This is a genomic window from Marinobacter shengliensis, from assembly GCF_030297115.1.
Lineage (GTDB): Bacteria > Pseudomonadota > Gammaproteobacteria > Pseudomonadales > Oleiphilaceae > Marinobacter > Marinobacter shengliensis.
In genome coordinates, this window is record NZ_AP028062.1 from 3,673,040 (window position 1) to 3,694,711 (window position 21,672).

At 58.7% G+C, this 21,672-nt stretch carries 19 protein-coding genes; 3 read left to right on the forward strand and 16 right to left on the reverse strand.

What is annotated here, in order from left to right; all coding sequences use genetic code 11:
• Nucleotides 1-4 precede the first annotated feature (4 nt).
• Genes QUE75_RS16865 through pqqA form a run of 8 tightly spaced genes read right to left on the reverse strand, consistent with a single transcriptional unit; the run spans nt 5 to nt 8,027 of the window.
• Nucleotides 5-1,753 (reverse strand): NahK/ErcS family hybrid sensor histidine kinase/response regulator, encoded by a 1,749-nt coding sequence (locus tag QUE75_RS16865; protein ID WP_286251914.1) that lies wholly within the window; start codon nt 1,751-1,753, stop codon nt 5-7.
• Entirely contained in the window at nt 1,737-2,900 is a 1,164-nt protein-coding gene (gene ercA / locus QUE75_RS16870; protein WP_106693829.1) for an alcohol dehydrogenase-like regulatory protein ErcA, read from the reverse strand. The genes QUE75_RS16865 and ercA overlap by 17 nt, the downstream gene beginning before the upstream one ends.
• Nucleotides 2,901-2,946: 46 nt before the next feature.
• Entirely contained in the window at nt 2,947-4,815 is a 1,869-nt protein-coding gene (locus QUE75_RS16875) for an alpha/beta hydrolase family protein (RefSeq protein WP_286251916.1), read from the reverse strand.
• The gene (pqqE, locus tag QUE75_RS16880) at nt 4,808-5,944 is read right to left on the reverse strand and encodes a pyrroloquinoline quinone biosynthesis protein PqqE (RefSeq protein WP_286251917.1); all 1,137 of its coding nucleotides are present in this window, start codon (nt 5,942-5,944) and stop codon (nt 4,808-4,810) included. The genes QUE75_RS16875 and pqqE overlap by 8 nt, the downstream gene beginning before the upstream one ends.
• Nucleotides 5,941-6,210: a pyrroloquinoline quinone biosynthesis peptide chaperone PqqD gene (gene pqqD / locus QUE75_RS16885; protein WP_286251918.1), complete on the reverse strand. Its 270-nt coding sequence runs from the start codon at nt 6,208-6,210 to the stop codon at nt 5,941-5,943. Before pqqD ends, pqqE begins: the two co-directional genes overlap by 4 nt.
• Before the next feature lie 11 nt (nt 6,211-6,221).
• On the reverse strand, nt 6,222-6,977 hold the full coding sequence (pqqC, locus tag QUE75_RS16890; protein WP_286251919.1) for a pyrroloquinoline-quinone synthase PqqC: 756 nt from the start codon (nt 6,975-6,977) through the stop codon (nt 6,222-6,224).
• Nucleotides 6,974-7,903: a pyrroloquinoline quinone biosynthesis protein PqqB gene (pqqB, locus tag QUE75_RS16895; RefSeq protein ID WP_286251920.1), complete on the reverse strand. Its 930-nt coding sequence runs from the start codon at nt 7,901-7,903 to the stop codon at nt 6,974-6,976. Before pqqB ends, pqqC begins: the two co-directional genes overlap by 4 nt.
• Before the next feature lie 52 nt (nt 7,904-7,955).
• Nucleotides 7,956-8,027 (reverse strand): pyrroloquinoline quinone precursor peptide PqqA, encoded by a 72-nt coding sequence (gene pqqA, locus QUE75_RS16900; RefSeq protein WP_007153157.1) that lies wholly within the window; start codon nt 8,025-8,027, stop codon nt 7,956-7,958.
• A 227-nt stretch (nt 8,028-8,254) separates the two neighbouring features.
• On the opposite strand from pqqA, the gene QUE75_RS16905 reads away from it, so the two are divergent.
• Nucleotides 8,255-10,366 (forward strand): NosR/NirI family protein, encoded by a 2,112-nt coding sequence (locus QUE75_RS16905; RefSeq protein ID WP_286251921.1) that lies wholly within the window; start codon nt 8,255-8,257, stop codon nt 10,364-10,366.
• Nucleotide 10,367: 1 nt separating this feature from the next.
• Here QUE75_RS16905 and acuI read toward each other — a convergent pair whose 3' ends face one another.
• The 6 genes from acuI to QUE75_RS16935 all read right to left on the reverse strand — a co-directional run bounded on the left by acuI (nt 10,368) and on the right by QUE75_RS16935 (nt 16,969).
• Complete coding sequence (acuI, locus tag QUE75_RS16910) at nt 10,368-11,351, reverse strand: acrylyl-CoA reductase (NADPH) (RefSeq protein WP_106693834.1); 984 nt, start codon at nt 11,349-11,351, stop codon at nt 10,368-10,370.
• A gap of 276 nt (nt 11,352-11,627) precedes the next feature.
• Nucleotides 11,628-13,148 carry an acetaldehyde dehydrogenase ExaC gene (gene exaC, locus QUE75_RS16915; RefSeq protein ID WP_044389289.1) on the reverse strand — a complete coding sequence of 507 codons (1,521 nt, stop codon included), beginning with the start codon at nt 13,146-13,148 and terminating at the stop codon, nt 11,628-11,630.
• Between the two features lie 199 nt (nt 13,149-13,347).
• Nucleotides 13,348-15,123 (reverse strand): PQQ-dependent methanol/ethanol family dehydrogenase, encoded by a 1,776-nt coding sequence (locus QUE75_RS16920; RefSeq protein ID WP_106693843.1) that lies wholly within the window; start codon nt 15,121-15,123, stop codon nt 13,348-13,350.
• Nucleotides 15,124-15,319: 196 nt separating this feature from the next.
• Nucleotides 15,320-16,246, reverse strand: a complete 927-nt coding sequence (locus tag QUE75_RS16925; protein WP_286251922.1) for a substrate-binding periplasmic protein — start codon at nt 16,244-16,246, stop codon at nt 15,320-15,322.
• 38 nt (nt 16,247-16,284) lie between these two features.
• Nucleotides 16,285-16,713 (reverse strand): cytochrome c-550 PedF, encoded by a 429-nt coding sequence (gene pedF, locus QUE75_RS16930; RefSeq protein ID WP_286251924.1) that lies wholly within the window; start codon nt 16,711-16,713, stop codon nt 16,285-16,287.
• 133 nt (nt 16,714-16,846) lie between these two features.
• A complete protein-coding gene (locus QUE75_RS16935; RefSeq protein ID WP_267283736.1) occupies nt 16,847-16,969 on the reverse strand; it encodes a hypothetical protein in 123 nt (40 codons plus the stop codon).
• 112 nt (nt 16,970-17,081) lie between these two features.
• Between QUE75_RS16935 and QUE75_RS16940 the strand changes: the two genes are divergently transcribed.
• Both QUE75_RS16940 and QUE75_RS16945 read left to right on the forward strand, forming a co-directional pair.
• Nucleotides 17,082-18,938 (forward strand): methanol/ethanol family PQQ-dependent dehydrogenase, encoded by a 1,857-nt coding sequence (locus QUE75_RS16940; protein WP_286251928.1) that lies wholly within the window; start codon nt 17,082-17,084, stop codon nt 18,936-18,938.
• Between the two features lie 68 nt (nt 18,939-19,006).
• On the forward strand, nt 19,007-19,660 hold the full coding sequence (locus QUE75_RS16945; RefSeq protein ID WP_106693847.1) for a pentapeptide repeat-containing protein: 654 nt from the start codon (nt 19,007-19,009) through the stop codon (nt 19,658-19,660).
• 12 nt (nt 19,661-19,672) lie between these two features.
• Here QUE75_RS16945 and QUE75_RS16950 read toward each other — a convergent pair whose 3' ends face one another.
• Both QUE75_RS16950 and QUE75_RS16955 read right to left on the reverse strand, forming a co-directional pair.
• On the reverse strand, nt 19,673-20,329 hold the full coding sequence (locus QUE75_RS16950) for a response regulator (RefSeq protein WP_106693848.1): 657 nt from the start codon (nt 20,327-20,329) through the stop codon (nt 19,673-19,675).
• Nucleotides 20,326-21,528 (reverse strand): sensor histidine kinase, encoded by a 1,203-nt coding sequence (locus QUE75_RS16955; protein ID WP_286251931.1) that lies wholly within the window; start codon nt 21,526-21,528, stop codon nt 20,326-20,328. Before QUE75_RS16955 ends, QUE75_RS16950 begins: the two co-directional genes overlap by 4 nt.
• Nucleotides 21,529-21,672: the final 144 nt, after the last annotated feature.

The window sequence follows — 21,672 nt, forward strand, 5'->3', positions numbered from 1 at the left end:
GGGGTCAGGTTGACTGCGCGGCAAGACTCGCCAGCAGCGCCCGTAAGCGGTTGGGCTTGACCGGTTTGTTAAGGATGGGCAGGTACTGGGCCCTAAGCAGCGTGCGCACTTCATCACTGCGATCAGCAGTGATGATGGCTGCCGGAACATCATGGTCAAGTGCACGGCGAACGGCGTAGACAGCCTCACAACCGGTTGCGTTATTGTCCAGGTGGAAATCCGCCAGAATCACGTCGGGGAGCAGGCCCTCGCTCAGCATGTCCAGGGCACTGGATTCGCCGTCGGCGGGAAACACCTCACAACCCCAACCTTCGAGCAACGCTGCCATGCTTTCAAGCACCGCCGGCTCGTTGTCGATCACCAACACCGCCAGTCCGTCAAAGTTTCCATGGATGGCACCGCCGGCTGGAGCCTGGCTGCGCGAGGCCTCAATTACCCGGTGCTCAAGCGGGATCGACACCTCAAATCTCGAACCTCGGCCGGGCCGTGAGGTCACCCGGATTCCGTAACCCAGAACCCGTACCATGCGCTCCACAATGGCCAGTCCCAATCCGACGCCCTGGCGACCGCCGGTGCCCTGGGGCAGTAGCTGGTGGAATTCGGTGAAAATATCCTGCAGCTTGTGGGATTCGATCCCCACGCCGGTGTCCCAGATTTCAATGGCCAGCCGATCCCGACGTTGCCTGACAGACAGCATCACGCCGCCCTCACGGGTATAGCGGAAGGCATTACTCAACAGGTTACGGACAATCCGTGCCAGCATTCGGGGGTCGGTCCGAAGTGATACCGATGGCACCCGGAGCCGGAACTGCAATCCGGCATTGGCAGCCACCGCCTCAAACTCTTCGCCCAATCCTTTCAGCATGGCAGCCAGATTGAGACAGGTCAGATCCGGCTTCATGGCCTGCTGGTCAAGTTTGGAAATATCCAACAGATCGGCCAACAAATCCTCGGCACCTTCCAGGGCCCTGTGCACCTGATGCACCATCCGGTTTTCCGCCTCAGGTAACTGGCTGTCCTGCAGGGCCGAAATCATCAGCCTGGCAGCATTCAGGGGTTGCAGCAGGTCATGACTGGCAGCCGCAAGATACTTGTCTTTACTGCGATTGGCTTCTTTGGCAGCGTTCACCGCCACTTTCAACTCCTGCTCAACCTTTTCCCGCTCTTCAATCTGATAACGCAGGTCCACATTGACGTTTTGCAGCGCCTCGGTACGTTCCTCCACGCGTTTTTCCAGTTCGGCATTCAGCTGCTCCAGTTTCTGCCGGGCCTGCACCCGCTCGGTTATGTCGGCAACGAAGGTTTCCACCACTTCCGGCCCAAGATCCGGCCGGCGGAGCATGGTTAGTGCGACATACACCGGGGTCTGGTCTGCTCGCCGAAGACGGGTCTCGCGGGCGCTCAGGCTGCCATGGTCGAGCAGTTCCTGGCGAAGCTGATCGAACTCTGCGGCGCTGCAGAACAGCTGCTCCCTGAGTCGAATCACTTTTTTCTGCAATTGCTCCGGGTTGTCATAGCCGCAGATTCGGGCCATGGCGGGATTGCAGGCCAGAAAACCACCACGCAGGTTGGCCTGGAAGATACCGTGCAGAGCGTTCTCAAACAGCCATTTGTAGCGGTTGCGCTCCTGCTCCAGTTCCTCCAGGCGCTCCTGCAACGCGGGGTAATAGCTTTTTCGGGCAGACTGGCTGCTGAGCCCCAAAAGATCGCCGATGTCGTAACCGGTGCTGGTTGAGTCAGAGGGCTTCTTCATAGACCACCTGAACATCCCGAAGTGACGACTTCCTTGGGTTGGTCAGTATGCAGGGGTCCTTCAATGCATAGCCGGAAAGGTAGGGAATATCAGAGGTGGTGACGCCGAGCTCCTTGAGCCGCGCCTCAAGGCCAACGGTCTTCTTGAGTTCAATAATGCGGGTCATCAACCGTGCCTTGACCTGTGCCCCGTTCAAACCCCGGGTATCAATCGCCATGGCCTCGGCAACCCGGCGGAACCGGTCCTCGGCGGAGGGGAAATTGTAGGCCACCACATGCTCCAGCAGCAGTGCATTGCAGAGGCCGTGGGGCAGATCCAGGAAACCGCCCAGGCTGTGGGACATCGCATGGACAGCCCCCAGAATGGCATTGGAGAAGGCCAGCCCCGCCTGCATGGACGCCAGCATGATCTGCTCTCGCAACACCGGGTTTGACGGGTTTGCCACCAGCGCTTCCAGATTGCCGTTGATCAGTCGTATCGCTTCCAGAGCATGGGTATCGGTCAAAGGCCCGCTGCCGGTAGAAACAAACGCCTCGATGGCGTGCACCAGGGCATCCACCCCGGTACAGGCGGTGAGGTAGGCGTCCATGGTTTCGGTTACTTCCGGGTCGATCAACGAGACATCCGGCACCACCGCTTTGCTGATGATGGAAAACTTGAAGCGCCGGTTGGGGTCCGAAATGATGGCAAACTGCGAGACGTCCGCTGACGTACCGGCGGTGGTGGGAATCAGGATCAGTGGTGGCGAAGGATTACGGATGGTATCCACACCCTCAAATTCCAGGATGCTGCGGCCATGGCTGGCCACAATGCCGATACCCTTGGCGCAATCCATGGGGCTGCCGCCGCCGATCGCCACGATGACATCGCATTCGCTGGCCCGGTAGAGTTCGGCGCCGGCCATCACCTCATCTACTTTGGGATTGGGCGACACCGCTGTAAACGTGGTACAGCGCAACCCCGCCTCAACCAGCAGGGTTTCAACTTCTGCAACCCATCCGGCGGCGACAACACCAGGATCAGACACCAGGAACACATGGCGGGCACCAAAATTACTGGCAAAGTTAGCCACCGACCGGCGGGACCCGGCACCGAAGACAATCTCGGGAGAGACAAACTTGCGCAGCGCGGAAATATCGTAGCTCATGACGCTCAGGGACAACCGTTTTGTTGTTATAGGAATAGTTGAGAGTTTAACTCAGTTTGTGCGCTGGTTCATTGTCCTTTTGGCGTATCTTAGGGTTGTCTGGGACCAGGCTTCCATAAAATCGGTACAGCGATTCGAGCATGTGCGCCTGATTTTCTGCCCTCTGAAACCCGTGGCCTTCATCCTCATACCAGTGCAATTCCACCGGTTGGCCCCGGTCCTGAAGCGCGGCCACCATCCGCCGGGTCTGCTCAGGCACCACGACGGCATCTTTCCCACCCTGAAAAAAAATAGCAGGGCAGCTTATTTGGTCAGCCTGCAGGGCCGGAGTACGTGCCTGCCAGCGGGCACGATTGGACTGCGGATTCCCCAGCAGCCAGTCCAGGTAACCGGATTCAAACCGATGGGTTGCAGCACGAAGCCGCAATGGATCGGTCACGCCAAACAGGCTGCCAACGGCTTTGAAGCGGTCAGTCTGCACCGCCGCCATCAGTGCAGTAAAACCCCCGGAGCTTCGGCCCTGAATGAACACGTTGTCGGCGCAGACCAGCCCTTGTGCCGCCAGGTAATCGGCGCAGCGCACCATGTCCCGTGCATCCGCTTCGCCCCACCGGCCGGCCAGACGAAGGCGGAAATCCCGGCCAGCACCGGTGCTGCCGGTGTAATTCACCTCCGCAACGGCAAAGCCCCGCTGACACCAAAACTGAACCTGGAGGTTGTAGACCGCATAGGCGGCTGACGTTGGCCCACCGTGGGCGATCAGGATGACCGGTGGTGCCGCGGCGGATGCGGATATGGGAGGATATAGAAACCCTTGAACGGGGAGAGTGTCGGGCGCTTCCGCATCCACTACAAAAGCGACGGGCGCCACCGGCGCCATGATTGAGCGATCCGGCACTTGTCCGCCAGCCAGGATAGTTGCCGAGCCGGAGTCCGCACACACCTTCAGAACTGCATCGTGCCGGTCGGCAGCGCGCCCTATGCACACAAGGCCGTCGGCTGACGGACTCAGATCCCGGAAATCCGTCCAGCCCTCAGCCACTCTCTGACATTGGCCGGCCCGTTCCAGCCAAAGCTCACCGATACCCTGACGGTATTGCACTCTGGCCCAACCACCCTCACGCAACGGGCAACTATGCCGCTCTCCCAGTTGCCAGGGCGCGTTGGCATGATCGAGCATGGGCGCCGTGCTTTTCAGCCACTGGTCGCGGCCATCCCGGCGCGTTACCCGCCAGGGCTGCCACCAGCCCTCATGGTCGGATATGACCCACAGATGCTCACCGACAAACTGCGGTTGCTGAACCGAACCAGAAACCGGCGGGGACTGCCCTGACGCACCTGCAACATCACCGCCAGCCGTGACCGTTGCCTGCCAGAGCGTTGACTGCAACCAGGGCATATCCGGCAGTTGCCAGCTGCACCAGGCCACGCGGGAACCGTCCTGGCTGACCGCCGGCGCGCCGTAGAAGTCCAGCCCCTGGTGCAACACCCGGACGTGCCCCGTAGCTTCCAGGGCCATCAACGCCTGCTGTTCATGCCGTTCACGCACCGCCAACACCCGCTCATGTTGCGGGTCTGCCACCAAGCCTCCCCAGGTAGCGTCAACCTCCGGCACCAATAAGGTTCGTCTACCTGTCACTCGGTTGAGCTGCCAGACGCGCTGATCCTCCGTTACCCAGACCACTCGCCCCGGTAGTACCGCATAAGCACCACCACCGTAGCCGTTGAGGCGACTTCGGATACTGCCCGGGCCGGTGTTGACCCGACAGATACCGGAGTGATCGGCTTGCCAGAGGGCAACAGAGCCGGTTTCAGGATGGGAGGCAAGCCAGAAAATGGTGTCGTCGCACACTCTCAGCTGCGCATACTGGGAAAAACCGGCGCAGGCAGCGTGCGCCGAAATCGGCTCAGCCACGGTAGAGTAACTTGGAATTCCGGGCATTGCGGTAGACAAGGTCACCCAGCCCCGCTGTAGCGTGATCCGCAGCGGTGCGGGCGGCCAGAATTCGATCGTGATGGGGCGATTTGGAGCAGACCGGGTCGGCGTTATCGGCATTACCGGTCAGCAGATAAGCCTGGCACCGACAGCCGCCAAAATCCTTGTCTTTTTCATCACAGGATCGACAGGGTTCGGGCATCCAGCTGTCACCACGGTAATGGTTGAAGCCGGGGCTGTGATACCAGATGTCGTTCAGGGACTTGGTTTGCACGTTGGGAAAATCGATGGGTAACAGGCGGGCGCTGTGGCAAGGCAAGGCGGTGCCATCGGGTGCCACGGTCAGGAACAGGTTGCCCCAGCCATTCATGCAGGCCTTCGGGCGCTCCTCGTAGTAGTCCGGGGTTACGAAGATCACCTTCATGGGGCGACCACGAGTACGGAGATCGTGCCGGTAGTCATTTACCTCCTGTTCTGCCTGGACCAGTTGGGCTTTGGAGGGCATCAACCCTTCCCGATTTTTGAATGCCCAGCCATAGTACTGGCAGGTGGCCAACTCCACGTAATCGGCATCCAGGTTTTCACACAGGGCCAGAATGTCGTTCATCTGGTGAATGTTATGGCGGTGGATCACAAAGTTGAGCACCATCGGGTAGCCGGCCGCCTTGACCGCCCGGGCCATGGCCAGCTTCTGTTCGAAGGCTTTGCGGGAACCGGCCACGGCGTTGTTGAGTTCCGGGTCTGAGGCCTGAAAGCTGACCTGAATGTGGTCCAGCCCCGCCTCGGCAAACGCCTGCACTTTTGCTTCAGTCAGCCCGATGCCGGAGGTAATCAGATTGGTGTAATACCCCAGATCCCGGGCCCCGGCAATCAGCTCCGGCAGGTCCTGGCGCACCAGCGGCTCGCCGCCGGAGAAGCCCAGTTGGGCCGCCCCCATGGCTCGCCCCTGGCGCAACACATCCAGCCATTGCTCGGTGGACAGTTCCTGTTGCTGGTTGGCGTAGTCCAGTGGGTTGGAGCAATAGGGGCATTGCAGCGGGCAGCGATAGGTGAGCTCCGCCAGCAACCACAGCGGCGGCCCTACCCGTGCTTCTGCGACCACCGTCATGACCACTCAATCCACTGCTGCTGAACCGCGTCTGCCAGAAACGCTTCCACATCGGCCGCCAGCGGGCCTGCATCCGGGAACTGCTGTTCCAGGGAGTGGATAATTTGGTGTACCGGGCGAACCCCGTCCACTTCCGCCAGGATGGCACCGGCGCTGCCGTTGAGCTTGACCATACCCTCCGGGTACAGCAACACATGGCTTTGTTGCACCGGCTCCCACTGGAACCGGAAACCACGGCGGAGTTTGGGCGTTTTCTCCAAAGTCATGGTAACGCTCCTTACAGGCCCCGATGCCAGACCGGCTGATCGGTGACCGTATGGTATGGCGGTGTCTGGTGAACGTAAGCCATGGTCAGGGCATCCAGCAACGACCAGAGAATGTCCAGCTTGAATTGCAGAATCTCGAACGCCCTTTGTTGCTGAGCCTCGGTGACAAAATGGTCCAGGGTAATGGCCAGGCCGTGCTCCACGTCCCGTCTGGCCTCCGATAGACGTTTACGGAAATAGCGGTAGCCATTCTCTTCAATCCACGGGTAATGCTGTGGCCAGCTGTCGAGCCGCGACTGATGGATTTCCGGCGCAAAAAGCTCGGTCAGTGACGAGCAGGCCGCCTCTTGCCAGGTTGCCCGGCGCGCAAAGTTGAAATAGGCATCCACAGCAAACCGGACACCGGGGAGTACGTGGCGTTCGTCGATCACCTCTTCCCGGCTCAGCCCCACGGCTTCGGCGAGCGTCAACCAGGCCTCGATACCGCCCACATCCCCTTCGTGACCATCGTGGTCCAGAATGCGCTGCAGCCACAACCGCCGAACCCCAGCATCCGGGCAGTTCGACATGATGGCGGCATCCTTCTGTGGAATCCGCACCTGGTAGTAGTATCGGTTGGCGACCCACCCACGGATCTGTTCCGGCGTACACCGGCCGCTGTACATGGCTCGATGATAAGGGTGGTGAATATGGTAGTAGGCGCCTTTATCTCTGAGGGCCCGTTCGAAATCCTGCCGGTTCATGGCGGTGTTGGCTTTGGCGTTCATGGCTGCCCCGTCAATTCAAAATGCATTCCGTCCCGGGCAACTTCGATGCCATGGGCCGTGAGCTCTGCCCGTTCCGGCGAGTCTTCGTCGAGAATCGGATTGGTGTTGTTGATGTGGATCAGCACCTTGCGCCGGGCCGGCATGCTGTCCAGTAACTCGATCATGCCACCGGCGCCGGACTGGGCGAGATGCCCCATGGCCTGACCTGTTTTGGTGCCCACTTCCTGACGGATCATCTCGTCGTCGTGCCACACAGTGCCGTCTACCAGCAACAGGTCTGCCTGGCGCATCCAGCCGCGAATGCGGGCATCAGGTTGTCCCAGGCCAGGCGCATAGAGCACGGTTTGCCCAGTGCGGGTATCGCGAATGAAAAGACCGATGTTGTCACCCGGATGAGGGTTGTCCCGGCGCGGGGAGTATGGCGGAGCATTACTGAGCAACGGAATGGCCGTCAGTTCAAGGGAGGGCGCACAGGGCAGGCTGAACGGCTGCAGCTCGTCGGCCTGGATTTCGCACCAGTTCAGCCCGCCGTTCCAGTGGCTCAGCATATTGAACAACGGAAACCCGCAACTCAGGTCGTCGTGCACCTGTCGGGTACACCACACATCCATAGGCAGCCCCTCACGCAGGGACAGTAGCCCGGTGGTGTGGTCAACCTGGCTATCCATCAAGACAACCGCGGCGATGCCCGTATCCCGGAGCGCCCGCGCCGGCTGCATGGCAGGGAAAGCCGCCAGTTGGGCACGGATATCCGGAGAGGCGTTAAACAGAATCCAGCGTTCGCCATCCTCAGAGATGGCAATCGACGACTGGGTGCGGGCATGGGCTTTCAGCGTTCCGGCGCGAAAGCCGGCGCAATTCCGACAGTTGCAGTTCCATTGGGGAAAACCGCCACCGGCGGCCGACCCCAGAATATGCAGGTGCATCAGAAGATCTCCCGAGCGGGAACGACCAGCCGCAGGGCTGGCCGGCCAGGGCTCACCGGTTGGCGAAGTACATGGTTACTTCAAAACCGATACGCAGGTCTTCATAAGCTGGCTTGGTCCACATGATGCTCACCTCTTGTCGTGATTATTAGTGCGTTGCATGGTGGTGCGAACGGGCGTTTGCCAGATGCACACAATCATCGTAATCACAGACGCTGGCACCCCATATGGTACTTTGGAACTGTTTTCCGCCGGCTGAAAGTAGCAATCGTTTGCCCCCGAGGTTGAATTGAGCCCAACCCCCAGCGGCCTAGCATGGGAGAAGGACAATAATAACTTCAGGAGACCACCATGGCCGGGCGCTTTCTGCTCTCGCTACTGCTTTGTTGTCTGGCTGCAACGCCCTTGCGGGCAGAACTTTCCGACGACACCCGGCAGATCATCCAGGATCTGTTTCCCTCGGCCACCGTTATCGAAGAGCAACTGGCGGATTTCCCGGTGTATCCGGTTTACCAGCTCCAGGAACTGCTGGGTTACGCCTACGTTTCAACAGACTTCAGCAAACTTCCGGGCTTTGCCGGCAAGCCGATTACCATGATGATCGGCCTGGATACACGGGGCCGGTTCACCGGCGTGCGGGTACTGCATCACCACGAGCCGGTATTCCTTCATGGCCTGGGGGAGGAATCACTCTACGAATTTGTCGATCAGTACGAGGGGCGCGCACTGACGGAGCAGATTGTGGTGAGTTCCTCGGGCCGTTCGGGCCGGACTTCCTCCGGCAATGTGGTGTACTTTGATGGCGTCAGCAAGGCCACGGTGTCGGTTCTGATCATCAACGATTCGGTGCTCTCCTCGGCCTTGCAGGTGGCCCGCAACAAGCTCGAGGGCTTCGCCCAGGCTGCACCCACCCGGGCGCGCCAAGACCTGTTCGAACCGCTCACCTGGGAGCAACTGCTGGAGCGGGGTTACGTCACCCGCATCGAGGTCACGGCCGCGGATGTGGAACAGCAATTGGGCCGACCGCTGTCGGACTATCCTGGCAACCTTGAGCCCGATCCTGGCGAGGCTTTCTCGGAACTCTACCTGGCTTATATGAACTCCCCCATGGTCGGTCGCAACCTGCTGGGCGACGATCGATACCAGGCCTTCAGGGAGCGCCTTGGCGACAACGGCAAGGTGATGTTGGTGATGTCTCGGGGCCGTTACCCCCACATTGGCGCGGACTTTGTGCCGGGCAGCACTCCGGACCGGTTTGGTCTGAGCCAGAATCAGCTGTCTGTCGAGATGCGAGACCTGAACTGGCTGGAAACCGGCCAAAGCTTCGCCGCTGCCGGTGTGCCGGAGATGACGGCGGTTAACCTGTTCCGGGTCGGTGGCAACGCCGGTTTTAACCCCGGGGTCGAATCCACACTGACTCTCAATACCGTGTTGGCCCGCAACCACCTGGTGGTGGACACCGCCCGTTTCGAGCTGCCCATTGCCTTCCCGGAGGAACTGTTTGAGACGGTAGACATTGCCGCCGGGCCGGAGCAGTCACGGGCGCCCATGTGGGTCGGGCTTTGGAAGGAGCGCTGGTGGCAAATTACCTTGTTGGTGCTGAGCCTCACGGTGCTAACGATTTTCTTCGCCCGCCAGAAAACCCTGACCCGACACCCGAAGCTGGTTCATCGGTTTCGCTGGGGCTTCCTGTTCTTCACCCTGTTCTTTATCGGCTTCTACGCCCAGAGCCAGTTGTCGGTGGTGAATATCTACACCTTGCTGCTGGCCATCAGGGATGGTTTCAGCCTGAACATGTTCCTGCTGGACCCGGTGATTTTCATTCTCTGGACGTACACGTTCGTCACCCTGTTCATCTGGGGCCGGGGGGTGTTCTGCGGTTGGCTGTGCCCGTTTGGCGTGCTGCAGGAGATGGCCGCCTGGCTGGGCCAGAAACTCCGTTTCCGGCAAATCAAGGTACCGGAGCGCTGGCACCGGAAGCTCATCCTGATCAAATACCCGGTGCTGCTGGCCATCGTTATTGCATCGTTTTATTCGCTGACGCTGGCGGAACAGCTGTCTGAAGTGGAACCCTTCAAAACCAGCATTACATTGTTCTTCGTGCGTTACTGGCCGTTTGTGGTTTACGCCGTGGCCCTGCTGGCGGTGGGCATGTTTATCCACAAATTCTACTGCCGCTATCTGTGCCCACTGGGCGCCGGCCTGGCGGTGCTTGGCAAATTCCGGATCTTCAGCTGGCTGGAGCGGGTTGACCGTTGCGGCCAGCCCTGCCAGCACTGCAAGAATGCCTGTGGCATCAATGCCATTCGCAAGGATGGCCGGATTGATTACGACGAGTGTATCCAGTGCCTGGAGTGCGTGGTGATTCTCCGCGACCAGAATCAGTGCGTGGATGCTATTGTCCGCAACAAGCAGCAACAAAAGCAGGCACGGATTCTGGCCACGGACGCCGCCGGGGCCTGATTCAGCCAGCTACGGGGATAACGATACGGCCGCGGATCTTGCCGTCCATGAGACGGCTGGCCGCATCAATGGCATCATCGAAGGCGACTTCGGTGATCATGCTGTCGAGCAGCTCCGGGGACAGGTCTTCGGCCAGTCGTTTCCACGCGTATAGGCGGTCTGCTTTCGGGGCCATCACACTGTCGATACCACACAGAGTCACGCCACGCAGAATGAAAGGGGCGACGGTGGACGGGAAGTCCATACCAGCAGCCAGACCGCAGGCGGCGACCACACCGTGGTATTTCATGCCGGCACAGACATTGGCCAGCACCTGGCCGCCAGCCACATCCACCGCGCCAGCCCAGGTTTCGCGGGCCAGAGGCTTACCCGGCTCGCTCAGTTCAGCGCGATCCAGTATCTGTTTTGCGCCCAGTGACTTGAGATAGGCTTCCTCTTCCTTCCTGCCGGTCACGGCAGTCACGGAGTAACCCAGCTTGGCCAGAATGGCGACCGCCACACTGCCAACACCACCGGTGGCGCCGGTCACCAGAATGTCGCCAGACTCCGGCTTCACGCCGTGCTTCTCCAGGGCGATGACACACAGCATGGCGGTGTAACCGGCCGTACCAATGGCCATGGCCTGACGAGCCGTGAACGGAGCCTGTAAGGGAATCAGCCAGTCGCCGGACAACCGGGCTTTCTGGGCCAGGCCGCCCCAGTGTTTCTCGCCCACACCCCAGCCGTTCAGGACCACTTCGTCTCCGGCCTTGAAGTCGGGATTGGACGATTCCGTCACCACACCGGCCAGATCGATGCCCGGCACCATCGGATAGGTCTTGGCAATGGGCGCACGACCGGTAATGGCCAGAGCGTCCTTGTAGTTCAGGGTGCTGTATGCCACATCCACCGTCACATCGCCTTCCGGTAACTGCGCTTCGTCTATGGACTTCAGGGACACCTGCTGGTCGCCCCGGCTGCCTTCGATCAGAATACCTTTGAACATATGCCCTCCTCGAATCAGGTGCCAAGGTAAACGCCGGAGCACCGGCACTCAGCCTCAGCCAGAAAACAATTTACGAAGTCGCCCTCACTGTAGCGTAAACGGCTGTAAAAATAGAGGAATAAAAAAGGCCCTGGGAAGGGCCTAAGGAGAGTGTAGAAAGATCCCGCGCTCCGCGAAGGAGCTACCTGACAAATGCCAGGCCAACAATGTGCACCGTCCCTGTGCGGTCACACGAAACGGGGCCCGTGTGGATGGGCCCCAACTGCCACTTGCAGATCAGAAGAACCCGAGCGGGTTGGTGTCATAGCTGGTCAACATACACTTGGTCTGCTGGTAATGCTCCAGCGCCATCTTGTGGGTTTCACGGCCAACACCGGACTTCTTGTAACCACCGAACGCGGCATGGGCCGGGTACGCGTGGTAACAGTTCATCCATACCCGACCGGCCTGAATGTTGCGGCCCATCCGGTAAGCAAGATTAGTGTCGCGGGTCCAGACGCCGGCACCCAGGCCAAACTCGGTGTCGTTGGCGATGGCCAAGGCTTCTTCCTCAGTCTTGAAGGTGGTGACACCCACCACCGGGCCGAAGATTTCTTCCTGGAACACACGCATCTTGTTGTCGCCCTTGAACAGGGTCGGCTGGATGTAGAAGCCGTTGTTGAATTCACCTTCCAGATGCTCACGGTCACCACCGGTCAGCACAACCGCGCCTTCCTGACGGCCAATCTCCATGTACGACATGATCTTGTCGAACTGTTCCTTGGACGCCTGGGCACCCACCTGAACGTCGGTATCCAGCGGGTTGCCACGCTTGATGGCCTTGGTGCGCTCAACCACTTTCTGCATAAATTCTTCGAACATGTCTTCCTGAACCAGCGCCCGTGACGGGCAGGTGCAGACTTCGCCCTGGTTGAAGAACGCCAGCACCAGACCTTCCACGCACTTGTCGATGAACTCCGGCTCAGCCTTCATCACGTCAGAGAAGTAAATGTTCGGTGACTTGCCACCCAGCTCAACGGTAGACGGGATAATGTTTTCAGCCGCGCACTTGAGGATGTGGGAGCCCACCGGGGTGGAGCCAGTAAAGGCGATCTTGGCAATGCGCTTGCTGGTGGCCAGAGCCTGGCCGGCTTCAATACCGTAGCCGTTAACAATGTTGAGCACGCCCGGCGGCAGCAGGTCGCCGATGATTTCCATCAGTACCAGAATGCTGGCAGGGGTCTGCTCGGCGGGCTTCAGCACCGTGCAGTTACCGGCCGCCAGGCACGGGCCCAGCTTCCAGGCCGCCATCAGCAGCGGGAAGTTCCAGGGGATAATCTGGCCAACCACACCCAGCGGCTCGTGGAAATGATAGGCCACGGTGTTGTGGTCGATTTCGCCCATATGGCCTTCCTGGGCACGCAGGCAGCCGGCGAAGTAACGGAAGTGGTCCGCCGCCAGGGGAATATCGGCGTTCAGGGTTTCGCGAACGGCCTTGCCGTTGTCCCAGGTTTCCGCCACCGCGAGCTTCTCGAGATTGGCTTCAATGCGGTCAGCAATTTTCAGCAGGATGTTGGAACGCTCGGTGGGAGACGTCTTGCCCCAGGCCGGCGCTGCTTTGTGGGCGGCGTCCAGCGCCAGCTCGATGTCTTCAGCGGTCGAGCGCGGAATTTCACAGAAAGCTTCGCCAGTGACCGGCGTTATGTTCTCAAAATACTGGCCCTTAACCGGCGCTACCCATTCACCGCCAATGTAGTTCTCATAGCGGGATTTAAAAGAAACAACGGAGCCGTCCTTTCCTGGTTGTGCGTAGATCATGATATCGACCTCTTTGTTGTGTTTGTCGCATGGCAACGCGGCCTTTCGCGTTTACTCATTCAATGTAGACCCCATGCCGGATTCCGTGAATGCGTCGTTGGGGGCGAAAAACTCGTTCCTTGGTAGTAGATGCTTTGAGCAGCTATGCTGAATAAGCAAAAAGGGCTGCCCGGAGGCAGCCCAAAGGTCGATCGACAACTTACTTGGCAGCCACCCGGTCTTTCGGCAGCTTGAAGGTCCAGACCATACCGCCCTGGTTGAAGTCTTTGACCACCCTGGCCACTTCACCGCCCCACAGCGGCACCGCACCACCCCAACCGGAGGCAACGGAGACGAATTGCTCGCCGTCCATTTCCCAGGTTACCGGGGTACCAACCACGCCGGAGCCGGTGTTGAACTTCCAGAGTTCTTTGCCGGTTTTGGCGTCAAAGGCCTTCAGGAAACCTTCCGGTGTGCCGGTGAACACCAGACCGCCAGCGGTCGTCATTACGCCACCCCAGAGCGGAGCCGGGTTATTCTGGCGCCAGACTTCTTTGCCGGTTTTCGGGTCCATGGCCCGCAGAACGCCGATAAAGTCGTCGTTAGCCGGCTTGATGGTGAAACCTGCACCCAGATAGGCAGCGCCTTTCTTGTAGGACACCGGCTCGTTCCAGATGTCCATGGACCACTCGTTGGAGGGCACATAGAACAGTTCGGTATCCGGGCTGTAAGCCATCGGCATCCAGTTCTTGCCGCCCAGGAAGGCCGGGAAGGCGACAACGGTTTCACCCTTCTCCCCATCCAGGTCCGCCGGGTTACCCGGGCGACCGCCTTCTTTCAGGATCGGGCGACCGGTTTTCGGGTCCAGGCCGGTTGCCCAACTGATGGTGTCGACAAACGGGAAACCGCGAATGAACGAGCCATCCTCACGGTTGAGCACGTAGAAGAAACCATTACGGTCCGCCGTGGCAGCAGCTTTGATGGTTTTTCCTTTTTCTTTCAGATCAAAGGAAATCAGCTCATTGACACCATCGTAATCCCAGCCATCATTCGGGGTAGTCTGGAAATGCCACTTGATGCTGCCGTCGTTCGGATCGATCGCAACCCGGGACGCGGAGTACAGGTTATCCCCAGGGCGCAGGTGCGAATTCCAGGGCGCCGGGTTACCAGTACCGAAGAACAGGGTATCGGTTTCCGGATCGTAGGTGCCGCCCAGCCAGGTTGCCGCGCCGCCGGTCTTCCACATGTCACCAGGCCAGGTCTTGCCGGCCTCGCCACCGGAAATACCGTTCTCGATCTTCTTGCCGTCCTTGTAGACATAGCCCATGTGGCCTTCAACCGTCGGGCGGGTCCACACCAGGTCACCGGTGTTGGCGTCGTAGGCTTCTACCTTGCCCACAATACCGAATTCACCACCAGACACGCCGGTAATCAACTTGCCGTTGACCACGATGGGTGCGGCTGTGATGGCGTAGCCCTCCTGATAATCGGCAACCTTTTTAATCCAGACCACCTTACCAGTGTCTTTATTGAGCGCGACCAGCTTGGCATCCAGAGTACCGAAGTAAACCTTGTCACCATAAATGGCAGCGCCCCGGTTGATCACGTCACAGCAGGGCATAATGCCGTCTGGCAGGCGGGCGTCGTACTGCCACAATTCCTGACCTGTCCGGGCGTCTACTGCCCACATGCGGGAGTAGGAACCGGTCACGTACATCACGCCGTCTTTGATCAGCGGCTGCGATTCCTGGCCACGTTGTTTCTCTCCACCGAAGGAGAACGCCCACGCTGGCTGGAGATATTTAACGTTTTTGGTGTTCAGGGTTTTCATAGGGCTGTAGCGCTGACCCTGATAGCCCATGCCGTAGGTAACGACACTGTCGATGCTTTGATGGTCGTTCAGCAGGTCTTGGTCGGTGACCGCGTGGGCCCCGAAGGAAACAGCTAATGCCAGGGCACTGGCCGCAAAGGTCTTGCCGATCGCGATTGATCTCATGGTTGCGTTCTCCAATTCTCTTGTTTTCAGATTCGATGGCGAACCGGGAACTTTTCCCGCCTCTCTACCCATTCTTGTTGGCCTCCGCATTTGCAACAATTAACCCCACGCACAGGTTTTCTCATCACTTGGTAGTAAGACTCCGCCAGAAACGAAAAAGCCCGCACTGGGGCGGGCTGGATTCGGTCCACAAAGGCTACTCGGCTTCTTCCGGCCCGAGAATCGCGTCATAGTATCCAGGGCGGCTAAAGGAGAGCCCATGCCGCTGATACAGCTGGGCCACTTCGCCATTGCGGATCATTCGGTCCACAGCGCCTTCAACGGCGTATCCCAGGGCACGATGGGTGTGCCGTATGGCGATGCCGACATCCCAAACCGGTTTACTGATACCAGGAAAGCCGTTGCTGGCTTTTTTGAAGGGACGGTCCGGATAAGACTTCAGACTGTGTTCCAGCTCCGCGCGCATGCCCATGACGGCGCTTACCTCACCGCTTGCCATCGCCTCGAACGCCTTGGCGACGCTCATGTAGTGATGCACCTGATCACGCATGCGACCGCCAAACGAAGAGGTCATGTAAGTAGCCGGCAGGGTGTCGATCTCCACACCGATCGGGTGGTACTGGAATTTGGCGACGGTATTGATTTCATCCAGCTTGTCGGCATCGAACACAATCTGCCAACGCTCCTGCTGATAAGGCGCCACAAACACCACCTGCTCATTGATCATCTCGCCGGTTGAGTCGCGCATGTACTTGAACACACTGTCGTAGGGCACTCGCATCATGATGTCGGCCACACGTGTTTTGGACAGGTAATGGCCTTTCCAGATGTGGTTGCGAAGATCGTCCCCCAGGTTTTCATCCGGAATGATCCAGTAGGGCCGGAATTCCACACCCAGTGCCTCGGCGATCTGACGACCGAGATCCGCATCCACGCCCCTCACCTCACCATTTTCCTCGTAGGAGTAGGGCGGAAAGTCCTTATACATGCCGACGTTCAGAAAACCCGAATCCTGGATAATATCCAGGGTGCGATCCGGAATGAGCAGGCGCGGCTGTTGGCCATGCGCCACCGCCGCCAGCATCGCAAACACCACAAGCAATACACGAAACGCAGCTTTCATCACTCACCCTCCTGACGAGAAATCGTTTCCAAACCGGATTATTCCGGCTTGGGCAGCGACTCAACGTAGGTGCGAATGGCCCAGATCGCGGTTTGATCCAGATTGTCCTTGAAGGAGGGCATACCGCGGCCGGTGCCGTTGGTGACTCGGCCAATGAAGTATTCGTCGTCCCACTCTTCCAGTTCACGCAGGTCCGGCGTCAGGCCACCAGACATGGCCTCGATACCGTGGCACACAGCGCAGTTACCGGCATAGCCACTGCGACCGATTTTGATGGCTTCTTCGTTGAGTGAGCCGTGTTCGTTGCCCTCACGGAACGGATTTTCAGCTCGTAGCTCCTTGCCCAGGTCAGGCAAGGCACCGGTATCAACCGGTTGCGGTGTCACATCCCCGTGAGACCAGGCGGAGGAAGCGCCAACAGACAAAGTGGCAGCGAGCAGGGTTCGAGTGAAAACGTGTGTCAGCATGGTTAGACCACCTCTTGTTTTGAATCACGATGGCTGGCGCTGTTTTTGTGTGACGTCAACCAGCAGCTTTCCACAAGTATGGTGAGGCCGCGCTAGCGATAGAATGCCACTTTCGCTTTCAGACACTAGTTCCTTAGTAGTAAACGCTGAGAGTCAACGCCAAAGCATGAGTTTCCGCATTGCCCATGGAGAACGCCCGGTTTTTCATGATGATGGCCATACCCTGGGAACTTTTCCCGATTCCTGTTGGTTTCATCCCATTGATCCGATGCTTTTTTCCGTCGCCACAACGTCCCCCTAAGCCAATACTCGTGGCGTCGATGCCTTGAGCAAGACGATGGGTACAACAAAAAACAAGGGGAAAGACAATGAACATCAAGACACGCAAGCGCCCGCTACTACGGGGGATAGGACTGGCTCTGGTACTCGGATCAGCGGTAGGTCTCACCAGTCATGCAAATGCCGGAAACGTAACCTGGGAAGATATCGCCAATGATGCGCAAACAACCGAGAACGTGCTGGGCTATGGCATAGGTCCCAAGGCCCAACGATACAGCCCGATGACCACCATCAACCGGGACAACGTGGAGCGACTGGTTCCGGCCTGGTCATTTTCGTTCGGCGATGAAAAACAACGAGGGCAGGAATCCCAGGCACTGGTTCATGACGGTGTTATCTATGTCACCGGCTCCTACTCTCGCCTGTGGGCCCTGGACGCAAAAACCGGAAAACGGCTATGGGAATACAGTCACCGGCTGCCAGAAGGCATTCGCCCCTGTTGCGATGTGGTCAACCGTGGCGCTGCCATTTTTGGCGATAAAGTCTTCTTCGGTACTCTGGATGCTGGCATTGTTGCCCTGAACAAGGATACCGGTAAGGTCGTCTGGCGAAAAAAATTCGGTGACCATGAAGCCGGCTACACCATGACCGGCGCACCCACGCTCGCGAAGGATCAGAAGACCGGCAAAGTTTTGCTGATTCACGGATCCTCAGGTGATGAATTTGGCGTTGTAGGCAAGCTGTTTGCCCGAGACCCAGATACCGGCGACGAAATCTGGATGCGCCCGTTCGTCGAGGGCCATTATGGCCGTCTCAACGGTAAAAAAAGCACGCCAACCGGTGATCCTCGCGCGCCCAGTTGGCCCGACGACTCCTCCCGTGACACCGGCAAGGTTGAAGCCTGGAGTCATGGCGGCGGAGCCCCCTGGCAAAGCGCCAGCTTCGACGCAGAGACCAACACCATCATCATCGGTGCCGGCAATCCCGCACCCTGGAACACCTGGGCCCGCACATCACCGGGTGGCAATCCTCAGGATTATGACAACCTCTATACGTCAGGACAGGTTGGCGTAGACCCCACAACAGGTGAGGTGAAGTGGTTCTACCAACACACACCGAACGATGCCTGGGATTTTTCCGGTAATAACGAGCTTGTGCTGTTTGAGTACACAGATGACGGGCGTGAGGTAAAAGCCACCGCGCACGCTGACCGCAATGGCTTCTTCTACGTGGTCGACCGCACGAACGGTAAGCTCGAGAAAGCGTTCCCATTTGTTGACAACATTACGTGGGCCAGCCACATCGACCTGGAAACAGGCCGCCCCGTGGAAAGAAAAGGCCAGCGCCCACCACCCGTCCCGAAGGGTGAAACCCGTGGCGAATCCATCGAAGTCTCTCCGCCCTTCCTGGGTGGCAAAAACTGGAATCCTATGGCTTACAGTCAGGACACCGGGCTGTTCTACATACCCGCCAACCACTGGAAAGAAGATTACTGGACCGAAGAAGTTACCTACAAGAAAGGGGCTGCCTATCTGGGACAAGGCTTTCGAATCAAGCGTATGTATGACGACCACGTAGGCATCCTTCGAGCCATGAACCCGCTCACCGGCGAGATCGAATGGGAACACAAAGAGCGGTTGCCACTTTGGGCCGGCGTTCTGACCACCAAAGGCGGCCTTGTGTTCACAGGCACTGGAGACGGCTACCTGAAGGCATTCGATGCCAAGACCGGTGAGGAACTTTGGAAATTCCAGACCGGCTCGGGAATCATCTCTTCGCCGATCACCTGGGAGATAGACGGCGAGCAATACATAGGCATCGCCTCCGGCTACGGCGGTGCAGTTCCGCTTTGGGGCGGCGATATGGCCGAACTGACCAAACCTGTCTCCCAGGGCGGTTCGTTCTGGGTATTCAAGATGCCCTCCTGGGCACAGGCCTCCCGCTAACGTTCCTCCGGACTGGGCCTGGCAGTTCGCCGGGCCCTTTTTTCTGCCTATGATTCAGAGGTGAAATCATGAAACCTGTTATTACCGCCTCATTGTTACTGTTCACCGCATCGGCACTGGCCAGTGACTATATGGCCGATATGGATCAAATCCCCGTCATCAACGGCTGCAAGCTGGAACGCAAAGCTAGTTGCGCCGGCGCTGACCTGCAGGGGGCAGATCTGTCCAATATGGACCTTCACTCAGCCAACTTGCGCGGTGCCAACCTGTCTGGCGCAAATATCAGCCATACCAGCCTCCGAGGTGCCAACCTTGATGGGGCGAATCTCGACAATGTTACCGGCTATCGACTCCAGGCCTACCGGGCCAGCATGAGGGGCGCGTCACTGAAGAATGCCCAGTTACAGGGTATGCAGGGCGAGTATCTGTTCGCCCAGGGAGCAGACTTCAGTGAGGCAGACCTGACCGGAGCCAACTTCGACTTCTCGCGTTTTTCCGGTGCCACTCTGGTGAACGCCACTATGCCCTTCAGCAGCTTCGAGATCTCCTGGATGCCAAAGGCAAATCTGGAGGGCGCCAACCTGAGGGGAGCAAACCTTCAGGAAGCGAAGCTGGGGCTGGCCAACCTGGCTGATGCCGACCTGACCGGAACCCGCATTCACTACGCCACGTTCGAGGGAACCCATATGGAGGGCTGCACAGCCTGCCCCTTTGACTGGTGACCCGGGGCGGGCTCAGACCCGCCTTGCTTCCTCCAGCTGACCATAGCGAACAAGGCCAGCATCCACTGCCAGATGGATCAGCTCCACTGACGAGGCAACCTGAAGCTTGCTCTTCAGGCCCGCCAAGTGGTTAGACACGGTCTTGTTGCTGACGCACAATCGCCCAGCGATACCTGAAACACTCTCACCCCGGGCATACATCAGAAGAACCTCCATTTCCCTTTGGGTCATATCCCTGAGCCGATGGTCTACCGGCCGCTCCTGGTTCATTGCCAGACGGGTCGCAATCGGATGCTCGATGTAGGGCTGGCCAGCAGCGACCCGTTTCACCGCTTCAGCCAACTCCTCCGGGGCGCAGCTTTTTGAGACAAACCCCAAACCACCAATATCCAGAGCCTGCCTGACCATGGGCAGCTCATCGTGCATGGTGAAGAAAAGAATGGCCGCCCCACGCCAGCGCTGGCGCAGTCGGCGCCCAACCTCCAAACCAGAGATATCGGGAAGCCCCATATCGAGCAGCACCACATTTGGCCGCAACCCTCCATAGCAAGCGACCGCATCCTCGCCGTTGTCGACTTCGGTGATCGCCACCGCGGGCAGCATTGAACGCAGGAGATTCGCAATCCCCTGGCGAACGACCTGATGATCATCCACAATCATGAGCTTCACACGATGCTCCCCGGGATTGGGCACAGCCGGGTAAGCGGGACGGCAAGCCGGATTCGGGTGCCCTCGCCCATTCGACTGAAGAACTTTACTTCACCACCCAGGCATCTGGCACGCTCACGCATGGACCGCACACCCAGGCCGGCGTTGTCGGGCAGACAATCGTTTCCGACGCCATCATCACGTACCTCAATGCTCAGTTCCGTGGCGTTAAGGGCTACCGCCAATGTCGCGCAGGACGCATTGGCGTGACGGGATACGTTGTTCAAGGCCTCCTGGAGAAACCGGTACAGGTGTGTCTGCTGCTCACCGGTGAATTCTGGCAGGCGATCGTCCATCGCAAGGCGACACTCCAGGCCACTAAGCTGTTGCCATTGTTCGGTCAGATGCCGGATTGCGCTGCCCAGCCCCAACTGCTCCATCACCAGCGGATGCAAATCCTGGAGCAGGTGACGGAAATGCCTCTGGATGGTCTCACAGTTTTCCGCCAGGTCACTGGCCTGTTTCTTCTGCCGATCATTCAGGCCGGGATCGTAGAGCAGGCTTCGCGCCTGGGCACGAATACCTGTCAGGTATTGCCCTAGGTCGTCGTGGAGTACACGGGCGATATGCTCGCGCTCCCGGTCCTGCAACCGAAGCAGTTCGTTGAGCAGACGACTGACGGTCTGCTGTTCCGACTGAAGCGCCTCGGCCATGGAATTGAAACGGCAAATCAGAGAGTCCAGCTCTTGTTCTTGCTGACGCGGTAGTCGGGAAGTGAGTTGACCCGCCGAGATTGCCCCCATGGCTTCAGAGAGGCTGGCGAGGGTACGCATGCCGCGCCTGACCATAACAAACAGCGCGAGGAAGCACAGGCAGGTACCAATCGCGTAGGCACCGGAAACCAGCAGGAACCCTTCCCAGATTTCCTCAACCTCATCGGCGGGATCAACCTGCCAGCCATTAACCACTGGCCGGTGGAATTCTCTGGCAATCAGTGCTGAGAACCAGGCAGGCACATCCCTGCTTACTCCAGAACCTGTATCACCCGCCGGCGTCAGGTGACGCATGCCGCTAACGACAGATTCCGGGAGACTGTCAGGGCTTTCCAAACTCTGCGCAAGGCCGGCAACACCGTCAAGTTCCCGCTGGACATCATGGCGGGCCTGCTGGATGTAAAACAGCGCTCCGAGCAGATAGATGAGCAGAAAAACCGCCAGCATCAATAGAGATATCTTCCGATATACCGTCATTGTTTTTATCCATTGCGGGTAAACAGCCTGTCCACTCTCATGCTAAACCCGCCAGCTTTAACCGGAATAGTTCTTTAGTACTGGCACTTTCCTACTTTCTGAATATTTCACCGG